This is a genomic window from Acetobacterium sp. UBA5834, assembly GCF_002435675.1.
Classification (GTDB): domain Bacteria; phylum Bacillota; class Clostridia; order Eubacteriales; family Eubacteriaceae; genus Acetobacterium; species Acetobacterium wieringae.
The window spans coordinates 75,295-89,319 of sequence record NZ_DJGY01000044.1; the positions used below are offsets into that span (position 1 = coordinate 75,295).

12 protein-coding genes, 1 tRNA gene and 1 CRISPR repeat array are annotated in these 14,025 nt (G+C 38.1%); of the genes, 10 read left to right on the forward strand and 3 right to left on the reverse strand.

Annotation, left to right across the window (positions count from 1 at the left end; all coding sequences use genetic code 11):
* Positions 1 to 16: 16 nt before the first annotated feature.
* Positions 17 to 496 carry a 23S rRNA (pseudouridine(1915)-N(3))-methyltransferase RlmH gene (rlmH, locus tag B3F51_RS09020; RefSeq protein ID WP_070371127.1) on the reverse strand — a complete coding sequence of 160 codons (480 nt, stop codon included), beginning with the start codon at positions 494 to 496 and terminating at the stop codon, positions 17 to 19.
* Between the two features lie 192 nt (positions 497 to 688).
* Between rlmH and B3F51_RS09025 the strand changes: the two genes are divergently transcribed.
* Positions 689 to 765 (forward strand) — tRNA-Pro (locus tag B3F51_RS09025).
* A gap of 62 nt (positions 766 to 827) precedes the next feature.
* On the opposite strand, the gene B3F51_RS09030 is transcribed toward B3F51_RS09025, so the two are convergent.
* Complete coding sequence (locus B3F51_RS09030; RefSeq protein ID WP_286946668.1) at positions 828 to 2,390, reverse strand: sensor domain-containing protein; 1,563 nt, start codon at positions 2,388 to 2,390, stop codon at positions 828 to 830.
* Between the two features lie 433 nt (positions 2,391 to 2,823).
* Here B3F51_RS09030 and B3F51_RS09035 point away from each other — a divergent pair, with 433 nt between their 5' ends.
* Positions 2,824 to 2,964: a phage holin family protein gene (locus B3F51_RS09035; RefSeq protein WP_148636394.1), complete on the forward strand. Its 141-nt coding sequence runs from the start codon at positions 2,824 to 2,826 to the stop codon at positions 2,962 to 2,964.
* Positions 2,965 to 3,057: 93 nt separating this feature from the next.
* On the opposite strand, the gene B3F51_RS09040 is transcribed toward B3F51_RS09035, so the two are convergent.
* Positions 3,058 to 3,357 (reverse strand): DUF2442 domain-containing protein, encoded by a 300-nt coding sequence (locus tag B3F51_RS09040; RefSeq protein WP_286946669.1) that lies wholly within the window; start codon positions 3,355 to 3,357, stop codon positions 3,058 to 3,060.
* A gap of 465 nt (positions 3,358 to 3,822) precedes the next feature.
* On the opposite strand from B3F51_RS09040, the gene cas6 reads away from it, so the two are divergent.
* The 8 genes from cas6 to cas2 are packed head-to-tail and all read left to right on the forward strand — an operon-like array spanning position 3,823 to position 12,140.
* Positions 3,823 to 4,566, forward strand: a complete 744-nt coding sequence (gene cas6 / locus B3F51_RS09045; protein ID WP_286809255.1) for a CRISPR-associated endoribonuclease Cas6 — start codon at positions 3,823 to 3,825, stop codon at positions 4,564 to 4,566.
* Positions 4,567 to 4,579: 13 nt separating this feature from the next.
* Positions 4,580 to 6,046 carry a type I CRISPR-associated protein Cas8a1/Csx8 gene (cas8a1, locus tag B3F51_RS09050; protein ID WP_286946672.1) on the forward strand — a complete coding sequence of 489 codons (1,467 nt, stop codon included), beginning with the start codon at positions 4,580 to 4,582 and terminating at the stop codon, positions 6,044 to 6,046.
* Positions 6,043 to 6,927, forward strand: coding sequence for a type I-B CRISPR-associated protein Cas7/Cst2/DevR (gene cas7i, locus B3F51_RS09055; protein WP_286946674.1), 885 nt, complete (start codon positions 6,043 to 6,045; stop codon positions 6,925 to 6,927). Before cas8a1 ends, cas7i begins: the two co-directional genes overlap by 4 nt.
* Before the next feature lie 30 nt (positions 6,928 to 6,957).
* Positions 6,958 to 8,043, forward strand: coding sequence for a CRISPR-associated protein Cas5 (cas5, locus tag B3F51_RS09060; protein WP_286946676.1), 1,086 nt, complete (start codon positions 6,958 to 6,960; stop codon positions 8,041 to 8,043).
* Between the two features lie 26 nt (positions 8,044 to 8,069).
* The gene (cas3, locus tag B3F51_RS09065; protein ID WP_286946679.1) at positions 8,070 to 10,313 is read left to right on the forward strand and encodes a CRISPR-associated helicase Cas3'; all 2,244 of its coding nucleotides are present in this window, start codon (positions 8,070 to 8,072) and stop codon (positions 10,311 to 10,313) included.
* Positions 10,314 to 10,347: 34 nt separating this feature from the next.
* Positions 10,348 to 10,842: a CRISPR-associated protein Cas4 gene (cas4, locus tag B3F51_RS09070; protein WP_286946681.1), complete on the forward strand. Its 495-nt coding sequence runs from the start codon at positions 10,348 to 10,350 to the stop codon at positions 10,840 to 10,842.
* Positions 10,843 to 10,856: 14 nt separating this feature from the next.
* Positions 10,857 to 11,849 (forward strand): type I-B CRISPR-associated endonuclease Cas1b, encoded by a 993-nt coding sequence (gene cas1b, locus B3F51_RS09075; RefSeq protein WP_286946684.1) that lies wholly within the window; start codon positions 10,857 to 10,859, stop codon positions 11,847 to 11,849.
* Between the two features lie 12 nt (positions 11,850 to 11,861).
* Positions 11,862 to 12,140, forward strand: a complete 279-nt coding sequence (gene cas2, locus B3F51_RS09080) for a CRISPR-associated endonuclease Cas2 (protein WP_286809244.1) — start codon at positions 11,862 to 11,864, stop codon at positions 12,138 to 12,140.
* Positions 12,141 to 12,316: 176 nt separating this feature from the next.
* Positions 12,317 to 13,989: a CRISPR direct-repeat array (repeat unit 30 nt; unit sequence ATGAGAGTTTCGCCATATTGGAATTTAAAT).
* The last annotated feature ends 36 nt before the right edge of the window (positions 13,990 to 14,025 follow it).

Sequence of the window (14,025 nt, forward strand, 5' to 3'; positions counted from 1 at the left end):
GTTTAAATTGAATTAGCTATTTATGATATGTTTCGCCACGGATTATCTTAAAGGAACGATAGATTTGCTCTAACAGCATCACTCGAAATAACTGGTGGGGAAATGTCATTTTAGAAAAGGAGCATTTCCATTGTGAACGACTGGTAATCTCAGGGGAAAGCCCGATGGAACCGCCAATGACAAAGGTGATTTGGCTTTTTCCCTGAATGCCATAGTTTTCGATTTTCCTGGCAAAAGTTGGTGAGTCCAGTTGATCGCCCTGTATTTCCAGGGTGGCCAGAATTTCATCATCTTTCAAATGAGAAAGAACTCGGCGTCCTTCACTGTCCACGGCTTTTTGGCGCTGAGCTTCGCTGGCGTTTTCTGGAATTTTCTCATCTTTAACTTCGATTAATTCCAGGCGACAATAGGCGCTTAGTCGTTTGGTGTATTCCTGAATAGCCTGGGTTAAATATTTTTCTTTTATTTTTCCAACAGCAATAACGCGAATATTCATTCAGATTAGAAACTGTAAACAACAAGAAGACTTAAAACAATAACGGCGACTAAAACCAATGCGCCAACACGATAGAGTGGGTTTCTTTTGTGCATGGTAGGGTTCCTCCTTAACATCGAAAAAATTTAAATTTATGATTGTGTTTTTATCTATTATAGTTTACAATATATGAGTCGGAAATGCAACATATTACGGGGTGTGGCTCAGCTTGGTAGAGCGCATGGTTCGGGACCATGAGGCCGGAGGTTCAAATCCTCTCACTCCGACCATTAAAAAATAGTTAAGACAGCTAGTGATGGCTGTCTTTTTTTTGCGGGTTTGGTTTTATTGGCTACGTGTTGTACTGGTGCCGGTCTGGATTTGTGGTTTCCTGATCCGGTTCATAAATCTGATAATTATTTTTACCCTGTTTTTTGGCCTGATACATGGCCTTGTCGGCATGGCTTAACAGGGCTTCATGATTGATGCCGTGCTGGGGATAAAAGGCAATCCCGATGCTGGGGGTAATCAGTAGTGCTTTTTCCGTTAAGGGCTGACGCAGCGACTTAAGAATTTTTTCGGCCACTAATTCCACATCCCTTATATCTTCAAACTCCGGAACAATCAGGGTGAACTCATCACCACCCATTCTGGCGACGGTATCGCCTTTGCGCATGACTGTTTTGAGCTGTTCGGCGACGGCCTTTAAAACGTCGTCGCCAGTATCATGTCCATAGGTGTCATTAATTTCCTTGAAGCCGTCAAGGTCCAGAAACATGACCGCCATCTGGCTCTGATAACGGGTGGCATTGGCCACGGCTATCATCAGTCGGTCATAAAAAAGGCTGCGATTGGACAACCCGGTCAGACTGTCATGATAGGCCAGGTATTTTGCTTTTTCTGATTCCTCCCGGCGCTTGGTGATATCTTCCTTCAAAACAACAAAATGATAAATTTGGCCATTTTCATCCAGTACCGGGGAGACGGAAATATTCTCCCAGTAACCCTCGCCATTCTTGCGCACATTAAAAGCTTCTCTACGCCAGACATTACCCGTCTGGACCTCATGAAGTAGTTCTTGATAATATTCCGCTGACGCTTGGTCTCTGGCATATAACATACTGACATTGTTGCCGAGGACGTCATCCGGCGTATAACCGGTCAGCTCAACATATTTGGGATTAATGTATTCAATCTGCCCTTTATTATCACTGATGAGCACCGCCACCGGACTGTGCTCAATGACGTGATAATAGGTCTTAAGTTGATCCTGGGCTTTTTTATTAGCCGTGAAATCCTCAAGAATTCCCTGAACCCCGACGATGGCACCGGAAAAGCTGTGAAGCGGGGCACAATGCATCCGCATATAAACCTTTTTGCCCCATTTGGTGGTATAGAAAGTTTCGCAGGTGACGATTTCTCCGGTTTCCAGACTTTTTTTCAGACTGCCAGCGATACCGCATTCAACCAAGGGCCCGAAGGTAAACACATTGATCTGTTTGGTGGCTTGTGCGGAAGGCGATCCCAGTAGTTTCAGGGTAGCCGGATTGACGGTGGTGATGTTACCGTCGAGGTCACAGGTGATAATGCCTGCCGGTGAGTTTTCGACCAGAACCCGATAGCGGGCTTCACTTTCATCAATTTCACGGGTTAAAGCAGTTTTATCGATTTCACAGCTGTCAGGCTGGTCGTTGTCCTCCGGATTAGCGCTTTTTTGTTGTCGGTGCAGATAAACAGCGAGCACTGGCATAAACAGCACCATAAAACCAAGACCGTAAAAAATAGCAGGGTTGGCAACGTCAGAAAACAGGTTGCGGATTAAAAAATAGTCCAGGGCATTAATGGCCAGAGCAATCACGGTGATCCGGATCACGTTGGTGGATAACTTTGTGTTGGGTGCAGTGTCATTTTTCATCGGGCACCTCCTTTTTATTTCAGTCCGTTTGATCGTCTGCTGATAGGGTATAGTATACCCTAAAAACCATCTTTATCAGAAAAAGGTTATGACGAGGGTGATTAATGGCAATCAGGTCTGGCATATTAAACCGGAAACGGTGGAATACAAATGGTTGAGTCAGCTGATGAAACTGTAAAAATGCGAGCTGTGCAAACGACAATCTTTTGATGCTCAATTTTTATAGGCCGGGCATCGTTCAGATTAAATGCCTCCGGGACGGCCGGGAACTGTAGTATGATCTGGCGGTATCAAGCCATTGTAAAGGTAGGGAAACATTTTTTGACAAATTGTTAAAATTGGTGATTCGTTTTCTTTAATCAGTTAACCGGAAAAAGCAGCCCTAACCCTTTCAACCTGTTTTCTTAAAACCGTCAACCCGGGCGCACACGGTGTGCCCCTGCGTTCGGCGATGATCTTCTTCTACCTCTCCAATGAAGGCTTAAGCATCATCGAAAACCTCGGTGCCCTGGGGGTGCCGATCCCCAAACGGCTGAGACAGGTGGTGGCGGAGCTGGGGGAGGAGCGGGAGTAGGGAAAGCAAATAAAAAAAGCAATTAAAAAACAGCGATGTCGGGTCGCTGTTTTTTTGTTTGGCAGTTATTTAAATAAGCTTAAGTGAAAGCGTTCAGGCAATTTCAGCGTCGTTGACCGCAATCCCGTCGGCATAGAGTTTTTCTGGGGCAATATCAATATCGCCATCATTCCATACGGCCACACCATAGTCGACATACACCTGCTCGAACACGGCCTTGTCTTTGAGGGGGATAAAGACGGGGTCATCCAGCAAGGGTTTAAAATCAAAAATTTTTGTTTCATCGGTGCTAAAGCACACCCACAAACGGTAGTCGCCAAGCGGTCGCACCGACTTGATTTTCAGCATCGGCGGAGGTTCCCCGGCGTAAGCGATGTCGTTGATAATATACATGGTCGTAACCTCCTCTATTTACCTTGATTATAATGTAGTGGCTGTTTTTTCTCAATAGGATTATGGTTACGCCGAGGTTTTAAGCAGCGCAATCGGTTAGATAAATAACCTTAAAAGAAATTATGTAGAATTATTTAAAAATTGCGAAAATTATGAGAACCTATCCCACATATGGCACAACAATAAAGATATAATAATAAAAAAATGAAAATCAAACAAAAAAGTTGAAAAATAATTTGTCATAATAAAAAGATATGTTAAGATAAAGTTAAAAATAATTAAATCTAAATGATTAATTATCATTTGCATTGTGCTGAAAAAAGTTCGGCATTAAAGTTATAAATTAGAAGTATAAATTCTTAAGGAGGGTTTTGTTATGTAAGAGCTTGCTAAAACGATCAGTTTATAACAGCCGTCTTCTTTGGGACGTATTGAGCTGTTTAGGATTAAAGGAGGTGAAATCTATTGAAACTCGAATTATATTTTAATTTAAAAAATTTGGAATTTCCATTGGATTACCGGAAGATCATGATATCTTTTATAAAAAAGTCACTGTCTGAAGCAAAAGGCGGTGAGTATTTTGATCGCTTTTATAAGGATACCATTGCAAAGTCGTTTTCATTCTCGATCGTATTTAATAGACCTGATTTTCAAAAGGAAAAAATTATATTGGGTAAACCCCAGTTGAAAGTTTTATTTTCGGCTGTTGATCAGGATAAGGTTGCCCTTATTATGTATGCAGCTTTTATTGCCCAGAAAAATAAGCCATTTCCATTACCGAACAGCAATGAAATGAAACTTGTTGCCATTCATGAAAAAAAGATCGAAAAGATAATCACCAATAGAGTTATTTTTCAGACCGCAATGGGTTCGGGTCTTTGTATCAGAGACCATGACCGGGTACAAAATACCGACAATTATTACGTCCATAATGATGATTTATTTCTTGAGAAGTTGAAAATGGTCCTGATTAACCAGGCTGTCCGGGCAGGATTGGGAGAAAACAAAGCCGAGAACTTAAAATGTAAACCTTTAAATTGCAAAATTGTGCCAGTTAAGCATTATAACCGCTTTATACCTGTTTCGACAGGGTTGTTTCAATTCGAAGCAGAGGCTGACTTGCTTCAGTATTTTTATGATGCCGGAATGGGTTCCCGTCACAGTGCTGGTTTTGGACTACTTGAATTAATTGCCCAGGATTTGTTCTGAAAGGAGGTTCAAGGTGATTGAAGCATTTATAATTAACGAAAAAACCTACATTAAATTGTCAGCTAACGAGTGGCGTTATTCGGCTGCGGCTTTGGGATTGATGAAGTATTTTGACTTTCTGGCAATTCCGATTGTTGAAAAAGAAGTTGAATTGCTCAATGAAGTAGAGATAGTAAAAGATTTACCGGATCAGGCGCTAATTGTGTATGAAAGTGAAACAGGTTTTGAATATCTATGTTTTGCAAAAGCGCTTTTGACAGAAGCAAGCTATTTTGATTTTGTTAGAAAAATTTATTCAAAAGACTTATACCCACTGCTGATCCAGGAACAGCTGAAGAAATCGCAGTTTAATGACGACGAATTGAAAGAAATCAATTCATGGTTAGCGGGAAATACTGTGATGAAAAGTGTTTTTAGCAAAATGAAGTTTGATGGTCAGAACAAGCAGGAGATTCTGACAGCTATCGAAGAAAACAGGGATCATTTAACCAAAGAGAGTTTCCGGTATAAGAAAAATCTCTATGCCAATTACAACAATACCTATCAACTGTGCAATGAAAGTGGAGACTGCTGCCGATTAACAGGTTATTCCCTCGATGTGGGGAAAAAAGGTCGTTCAAGTGCCTATAATTTCAATGCAAAAACAAAAACTGGAATAGATTCTCTTCTCTTTGACTGGGTTCCTTTCGCTTTTAATGGCGATCGGGAGGCGTTTTTTATCAATGCCAATCGCTCATTAAAGCAGCTAAAACAGACGCATACCTTTTTAAGTCATCAGATCCAAAAAGATCATGATGAAAACAAAAACAATAATCAGAATGTCCGTTATTCCTTGTTCAACAGTATTATTCATTCGGCGGGTTTTATCGATGAAGATGTAGAAGTGATTTACAAAAATCGGGAACGTGATTTTTTTGAAACCCTCTATATCCGTAAAGAAAGTATGAAAATTTTAAAAACCATGGGTAAAATTGATTTTATTAATTACAAGTCATTTTGTTTTTCTTTAAAAATCAATGACAATTACTACATCGATATTCAGGAAAAAGTGACCAATTGTATTTTAAATTTAATATTAACCGATGAACTCATCGAGCTGTTCTTAAAACAAAAAAACGGCAATGATTATTTAATAAGTCAGTTTATTGAGATTAATTGGTTAATCCGCAGGGGGGGAGAAATGATGAAAAAGAAAATGAGTGGCGCTTATGCCTGTGCCAAAGAAGTGGTAAAAAAAATACCGACTAATAAAATTGAATCCTATCGCCAAAAATTAACCAGCGCAATTGTCTTTAAGGATTATGATCGGGTCTGTCAGATCCTTTTACAATTATCCAATTATTCAGATGTTTCGTTTAATTTTGCCTATGATTTATTTGAAGATTTTGAAAACAATAAAGACATTGCCTATACATTTATCAATGCATTGCGAAACGAGACTGATTATAAGACAAAAAATGAAGGAGGAACACAAGCATGAAAAAAGCATTAACACTAACGATTGTGGCAAATATGACCGCCAATTACTCAGAAGGTTTGGGAATTATTTCCAGTGTGCAAAAAGTATTCAAGAATAAAAAAGTCTATTCGATACGGAGTCGTGAAAGCTTAAAAAATGCGATAATGGTACAAAGTGGTTTATATGATGATCTCCAGACAGAAGTCGACGGTGCTACACAAAAATTGGTAACCGAAGATTTAAACGCCGCCAATTGTAAGGCACTGGAGGGTGGTTATATGAGCACCAAAGGAACGACCTATATCCGTAAGAGCTCCTTCTATCTTACTGATGCGATTTCAACCGATAACTTTGTCAATGAGACCCGTTTCCACAATAACCTTTATTTGGCCAGTACTGAAGCACGGCAGAAAGGAATTAATTTACAGGAAAAGACAAAAGATAATCCCGCAGGTTTAATGCCATATCAGTATGAGTATGATAAATCATTAAAAGTATATAGCTTAACCATTGATCTGGAAATGGTTGGCAAGGATGAAAATTTTAACAATGAAGCCAGCTCTGAAGAAAAGGCAGCACGCGTGAAAGCCATTGTCGAAACCGTTGAAAATTTGAGTCTGGTTGTCAAAGGAAACCTGGACAATGCTGAACCAATTTTTATCGTGGGTGGCATGTCACCCCGTAAAACCCATTACTTTGAAAATGTGGTTAGGGTCCAAGGCGAAAATCTGGAATTAAGTGAAGATTTAATCGGTAAGCTGGAAAAAGGATTTAGCTGTGGTTTACTTAAAGGCAAAGAGTTTTTAAATGAGGATGAAATTGTGAAACAGTTAAAGCCGAAATCGATGACAGCATTCTTTGGCGATTTATACAAAGAAATCGATGCCTGGTATGGGGTGTGATGACAAACAGCTAGAAAGAAGGTGATTTTTATGAAGGCATTAAGAATCCGGTTGCAGCAGAGCAGTGCCAATTATCGTAAGGAGGAAAGCGACACAAATAAAATGACCTATCCATTACCACCCTTTTCAACCGTTATCGGAGCACTCCATGATGCCTGCGGCTACAGAGAATATCACCCCATGGATTTGAGTATCCAGGGAAAATATGAGTCAATGCACCGTGAACCCTATACCGATCATTGCTTTTTGAATTCAATTTTTCCTGATCGGGGTGTTTTGGTCAAAATGAGAAATCCGGAGTTACTATCCACGGCTTTTGAAAAGGTTGTGGCACCACGGAAGTCTAAAGGCTGTGATTTTCGAATAAGAGCAGATGCTAACATCTTCAATGAAGCATTGTACCAGGAGTTTATTGATTTAAAAGATCTGAATAACCAAATTGAGGTGTTCAAGAATTCTCGTATTAAACCGGTTCTAGAAGTGATCAAACGTCGTAAAGCAACTTTAAAAAGCAAAAAAAACAGGCTAGATAAAAAATCGGAAGAATATCTTAAACTCAACCGCAGAGAAGCGCAAATTAAAGCGACCGAAAAACACATAAAAGACGAGTTTGAAAAGTATAAAGAAAATCATTATACCAAACCCATTTCAAAGTTTCGATCCTTGACAACATCACTGAAGTTTTATGAAATACTCAATAATATTGAACTGCTTATACATGTGGCAGCCGAAGACAATATTTTAGAAGACATCTTGAACAATATCTACAATTTGAAAGCCATTGGTCGTAGTGAAGATTTTGTTGAAGTCATCGAAGCAAAAATTGTTGAACTGGTGCAGGATGATGACTGTGATGTAACGAGTTCCTATTCAGCGTACCTGGATTATCGTGACATTAAAAAAGGCTTGCTGATGCCAACTAATATCGGAGATGAGACAAAAGGCGAAGGTGGCACACGGTATGGCTTGAACAAAAACTATCAAATAATCGATGAGAAGCGCATTTTCAACAAAAAATCAGTGTTATATCTGTCAGAATACTGTATTGAAGAAACGAGCGACACGGTCTGGTTGGATCGGGATGGTCAGCAAGAGTATATTGTTAATTTGATTTAAGTCACGTTTCTGAAATAGGGGGAGTTATGAAGAAGCCAGAAGAATATCAGGCTAAACCGGATAAAACCATAAAGGAGCATAGTCTTGAACTGTTAAGGGAATTGGAACGGATCAAAAACCTTGGCTATATCGATAATAAAAAAGTATATGATCTAGCAAAAAAAGCCTGTTGGTTTCATGATTTTGGGAAGGCAAATGCCGAATTCCAAAATCGAGTAATGAGTGACAAAAAAATCCGGATGTCATTGGAGCGGGAAGTTTATCACAATATCTTATCGATTTTTCTCATTGATCCCAAGGCATTCGACAGCCAGGAAGACTATTACAAAGTGGTTCAAGCCGTTCTATTTCATCACGATTATGCTGATCCTTATGAAGTGTTAAAAGATAAAAAAGATTTGTGTAAAGCACTCTTAAAGAATTTTACTTGTTATCCTGTCAAGCATAGTCTTCAATATAAATTGAATATGTGGACTGAAGATGATCAGGTTGTGTTAATCAAGGGATTACTTCACAAATGTGATTACAGTGCCAGTGGCGGTTATGTGTCTGAATATCCCAATGATTTTTTAGAAAGTGGCCTCGACCGCCTGGGGTACCGTTGGAATGATTTACAGAATTTCTGCATCAACCACAGAAATAAAAATATTATTGCTGTGGCACAAACCGGCATGGGTAAAACCGAAGCCGGGCTTTTATGGATCGGTAATCATAAGGGCTATTTTGTACTGCCACTAAGAACCGCTATTAACGCAATTTATCATCGTATTGTAGCGGATCAACAGAAAAAGATTGTGACCGAAAAACTGTATGAACGGGTGGCGCTGCTCCACTCTTCTTCACTGTCTTACTATCTGGGCATGATGGATAACAGTGAAACAGAAATGACTGGAATTGATCGGGAGGATTTTGATGTTGAAGAATATCGTAATCGCGGGCTAAAACATTCAATACCATTAAATATCGCCACCATGGATCAGCTTTTTGATTTCGTTTTTAAATATCAGGGGTATGAGCTTAAACTGGCAACCTTGTCTTACTCAAAAATTGTTATTGATGAAATACAAATGTATGACAGTGACTTGTTGGCTTATCTGTTGATGGGTTTAAAGCGGATTTGCGAACTGGGCGGAAAGATTGCTATTTTAACGGCCACACTAGCGCCTTTTGTGGAAGATGAGTTGAATAAAGCAATTCCTGGGTTGATCAAACAAAGCTTTTTCGATAATACGCTGCGGCATAATATTCTGGTTAAGGCGGAAGAATTAAGCGTTACCGATGTCTTAAACCAATATAAAACCAACAAAGCATTGGCAAAAGGCAACAAAATACTAGTCATCTGTAATACCGTAAAAAAAGCGCAGGAGATTTATGAGAAATTAAGCGAAGCAGACATGGTGTCGAAAGATGAATTATTCTTGCTACACAGTAAATTTACTCGGGGGGATCGCACGCAAAAAGAAGCCGCGATTAAAGAGTTTGGGAAAACTTATGAAGAAGATGAAAAAACCATTGATATTCAGAATGGCATCTGGGTGTCAACCTCCCTGGTGGAAGCGAGTCTGGACATTGATTTCGATTATTTATTCACAGAGTTGCAGGATCTCAATTCCCTGCTGCAAAGACTGGGACGTTGCAATCGCAAGGGTGTGAAGCCAACTGACGTGACAAATTGCTTTGTATATACTGTTATCAATGAGAATCTATTCATTATTAATAATCGTGGGTTTATTGATTGGGATATTTTTAACATTTCGAAAGAAGCCCTCGGGAACTGGAACGGGCCGATAACCGAAGCAGAAAAACTCGCTTTGATGAATGAGCACCTCACAACTGAAAAATTAAAAAGTTCGAATTATTACCAGGCCTATAAAGAAAAATGCAATTGGATTGCAACCATCAAGCCCTATCAATTAAAGCAGAATGATATCAAACTCCGCAACATTCTGACTGTGGAGATCATTCCCAGTCCGGTTTTTGATGCTCACAGGGAAGAAATATTTGAATTGACTGAAAAGATCAATCATCCCCAAACTGATACTAAAGAGAAAATTGCATTAAAGGAAAAGCTTTATGCTCATACCCTTTCTGTAGAATCATATCACGCAAAAAATTACGAAAAGGCAAAAGCTCGTGGAGAGGCCACAGTTTATACCCCGATTCAAATTGGAAGATTTGAATCGATAAAGGTTTTGGAATGTCAATATGATGACTTGCTGGGGTTTCGCAAGATGGACTTTCAAACCATCAGAAAAGCAGAGTTCTTTTGAAACTCAAGCAATGATAATGAAGGAGGTATGCATTTTGGAAAAAGAGATTACTGGAGTAATGGTTTATTACTATCAGGTTTGCCACCGAAAGCTTTGGTATTTTTATCATGAAATTCAAATGGAACAAAACAGTGATCAAGTCAAAATAGGAAAACTCCTCGATGAGAACGCTTATAGCAGGGATGATAAGCATATCAATATCGACAATGTCATTAATATTGACTATATTCGCACGAAAAAAGTTCTTCACGAATTAAAAAAGAGCAGAAAAATTGAAGAAGCCAGTATTCTCCAGGTAAAATATTATCTCTATTATTTGCTGAAAAAAGGTGCAATCGGGATTACCGCAAAAATCGATTATCCGTTATTGAAACAAAGTGTTGAAGTATCGCTGTCAGAAGAAGATGTTGTCGAAATTGAAAAAATTCTAGCTACTATTACAAAGATCGTAAAAGAAGAAATACCGCCGCCATTTAGGAAAATGGCGATCTGCAAAGCATGTGCCTATCATGATTTGTGTTTTATTTGAAAGTCAGGGTGACGATGAAACGAGATTATTATTTTTATAATGATGGTATCATTCGTAGAAAAGATAATACCATAACTTTTACGAGTGAAGCGAATGGAAATAGGGATTTGCCCATTGAAAATATGGGGAATCTTTATGTGATGTCAGAAATGAGTTTGAACACCAGTTTGATCAATTTGTTGGCAAAATATGGTGTGTGCATACATTTTTTCAATTATTACAGCTTTTACACAGGCAGTTTCTATCCCAGAGAACAGTTGGTTTCGGGGAATATCATTGTTAAACAGGTTGAGTATTATCAGGACAATGAAAAAAGAATGCAGATAGCAAGAGCTCTGATCGATGGCGCATCCTATAATATATTCAGAAATTTACGTTATTATAACGGCCGTGGAAAAGATGTTAAAACTGAAATGGGGACCATTGAAGATTTGCGAAAAAACGTACCCAATACGACAGGAATAAAAGAACTTATGGGATATGAAGGCAATATTCGTAAAACTTATTATTCGGTTTGGAATAAAATCATAGACCAGGATGTTGATTTTACAAAACGTGTTAAGAATCCTCCGGACAATATGATCAATACGCTGATTTCATTTGTCAATACCCTTGTTTATACTAAAGTTTTGGGAGAAATCTATCAGACTCAATTAAACCCAACGATCAGTTTTTTACATGAACCGGGAACAAGACGATTTTCATTATGCTTGGATATAGCTGAGATCTTTAAACCATTGTTAGCAGATCGACTGATTTTTTCGTTGTTGAATCGCAATCAGATTACAGAAAAGAGTTTCACAAAGAATTTGAACTATTTACATTTAACCAAAGAAGCCTCTAAAACAATTGTAGCCGAATTGGATGCCAAATTGCAGACGACAATCAAACATCGGGATCTGGAGAAATCGGTGTCCTATCAATACTTAATTCGGTTGGAATGCTATAAAATGATTAAACATCTGCTGGGAGAAAAAGAATATGAACCATTTAAAATTTGGTGGTAGAGGTGCAACGAAATGTATGTTATTCTAGTATATGATATCTGCGGCGATGATGGTGGACAGCGTGTACTTAGTAAGACGTTTAAAATATGCAAGAAATATTTAAACCACATCCAAAATTCTGTATTTGAAGGGGAATTATCTGAACCTCAGATCATGAATTTAAGATATGAATTAAATGAATATGTTCGTAAAGACATAGATTCGGTTATTTTATTTAAAAGTCGAAATGAGCGATGGCTGAAAAAAGAACTATGGGCAAGGGAAGATGATAAAACGGATAACTTTCTATAATTGTCGACCTGAGATCATGTAAAAATACAGTGGGGTTGACAATTGTTGATAGCATGGGAAAAGAATAATGATTGTTGAGCTAAATTTGAATAATTTGATTTTAAATTTATTAAATTATAGAGGTCGACAAAACAGACCTTTGAAACATACTAAACGAGCGCTATAAAAGAAAGCGCATGAGAGTTTCGCCATATTGGAATTTAAATTCAAGACAGGATGGTGATGTAGGTGACAACGAGGAAATGAGAGTTTCGCCATATTGGAATTTAAATGCAGGAGTGGATTGATGAATTCTATATAGCCCGCCTATGAGAGTTTCGCCATATTGGAATTTAAATAAGAGATGGACGCAAATACGACATCAATAAAAGACCATGAGAGTTTCGCCATATTGGAATTTAAATTGTTAAGCGGTTTTTATCATTCGAAGAACGGCAATTAATGAGAGTTTCGCCATATTGGAATTTAAATCAGAATAAATATAATAAATCATGACAGCAGTTCCCATGAGAGTTTCGCCATATTGGAATTTAAATGAAAAATTATTCCAGTCCTCTAAATAATAAAACAGATGAGAGTTTCGCCATATTGGAATTTAAATTTCATCTATTAGAGGTTGGAAATAAAAATTTTGCGATGAGAGTTTCGCCATATTGGAATTTAAATCATTGTAGTAGCACTCGATCCCGTCATCCCCGCAAAATGAGAGTTTCGCCATATTGGAATTTAAATGCTGGGAACGTGGCTCCAATGAGAACGTAAATCGTATGAGAGTTTCGCCATATTGGAATTTAAATTAATTTAAAGCCGTTAAGCGGCTAATTTGATGCATTTATGAGAGTTTCGCCATATTGGAATTTAAATCTTGGTTCAGTCGCTATTGTGATAACTTTGCCGTTTTATGAGAGTTTCGCCATATTGGAATTTAAATGATGTATTATCAGCGACTCTGGCAATACTAGCAGCATGAGAGTTTCGCCATATTGGAATTTAAATGACTTTACTGATGATCGATGAAGCATCAGTGAAATTCATGAGAGTTTCGCCATATTGGAATTTAAATATTTTCTGCTTCAGGTAAAATAAGCGAAAATTCATTATGAGAGTTTCGCCATATTGGAATTTAAATTTTTGTAACGAAACGGGTCTTATTTTTTAATTTTTATGAGAGTTTCGCCATATTGGAATTTAAATGCGATATCTCCAATACCATCAATAACGCCTGTTATTCCATGAGAGTTTCGCCATATTGGAATTTAAATGTTAACGTAACCTTTACCCCGTAAACGCTTGACCGGATGAGAGTTTCGCCATATTGGAATTTAAATTGATTCCAGTTCGGTCGAACACGCCGGATTGAGTCTAATGAGAGTTTCGCCATATTGGAATTTAAATTGGTAGGACTTTGTTTTATCATAAATGGGGATTAACATGAGAGTTTCGCCATATTGGAATTTAAATTTTTTATTAAGTCCTGGTCAAACTGAATGGCCGCCATGAGAGTTTCGCCATATTGGAATTTAAATAATCGCCGCAAAGATAAAAGAAAAGTCACCGGAAATGAGAGTTTCGCCATATTGGAATTTAAATTTGAGAAAACTTCTTGTAATACCCCTTTAAATCGATGAGAGTTTCGCCATATTGGAATTTAAATTATTAATTAATGATTTCAATCGAAAACCCTTCAAATGAGAGTTTCGCCATATTGGAATTTAAATGGCCAAATTCGTTTTTGGCCCAAACGTCCATTTCGATGAGAGTTTCGCCATATTGGAATTTAAATGTGGTGTTGATGCAATGTATCAGGCGGCTCAAAGTGATGAGAGTTTCGCCATATTGGAATTTAAATCATCGGTTAAGTCTTTGTTTATTGTAAAATAAAAAT

Excerpts from the sequence above, each read along its gene's own strand:
- rlmH (WP_070371127.1), bottom strand. The coding sequence starts at position 496 with ATGAATATTCGCGTTATTGCTGTTGGAAAAATAAAAGAAAAATATTTA.
- B3F51_RS09030 (WP_286946668.1), bottom strand. The coding sequence starts at position 2,390 with ATGAAAAATGACACTGCACCCAACACAAAGTTATCCACCAACGTGATC.
- B3F51_RS09040 (WP_286946669.1), bottom strand. The coding sequence starts at position 3,357 with ATGTATATTATCAACGACATCGCTTACGCCGGGGAACCTCCGCCGATG.
- cas7i (WP_286946674.1), top strand. The coding sequence starts at position 6,043 with ATGAAAAAAGCATTAACACTAACGATTGTGGCAAATATGACCGCCAAT.
- cas5 (WP_286946676.1), top strand. The coding sequence starts at position 6,958 with ATGAAGGCATTAAGAATCCGGTTGCAGCAGAGCAGTGCCAATTATCGT.
- cas3 (WP_286946679.1), top strand. The coding sequence starts at position 8,070 with ATGAAGAAGCCAGAAGAATATCAGGCTAAACCGGATAAAACCATAAAG.
- cas1b (WP_286946684.1), top strand. The coding sequence starts at position 10,857 with ATGAAACGAGATTATTATTTTTATAATGATGGTATCATTCGTAGAAAA.
- cas2 (WP_286809244.1), top strand. The coding sequence starts at position 11,862 with ATGTATGTTATTCTAGTATATGATATCTGCGGCGATGATGGTGGACAG.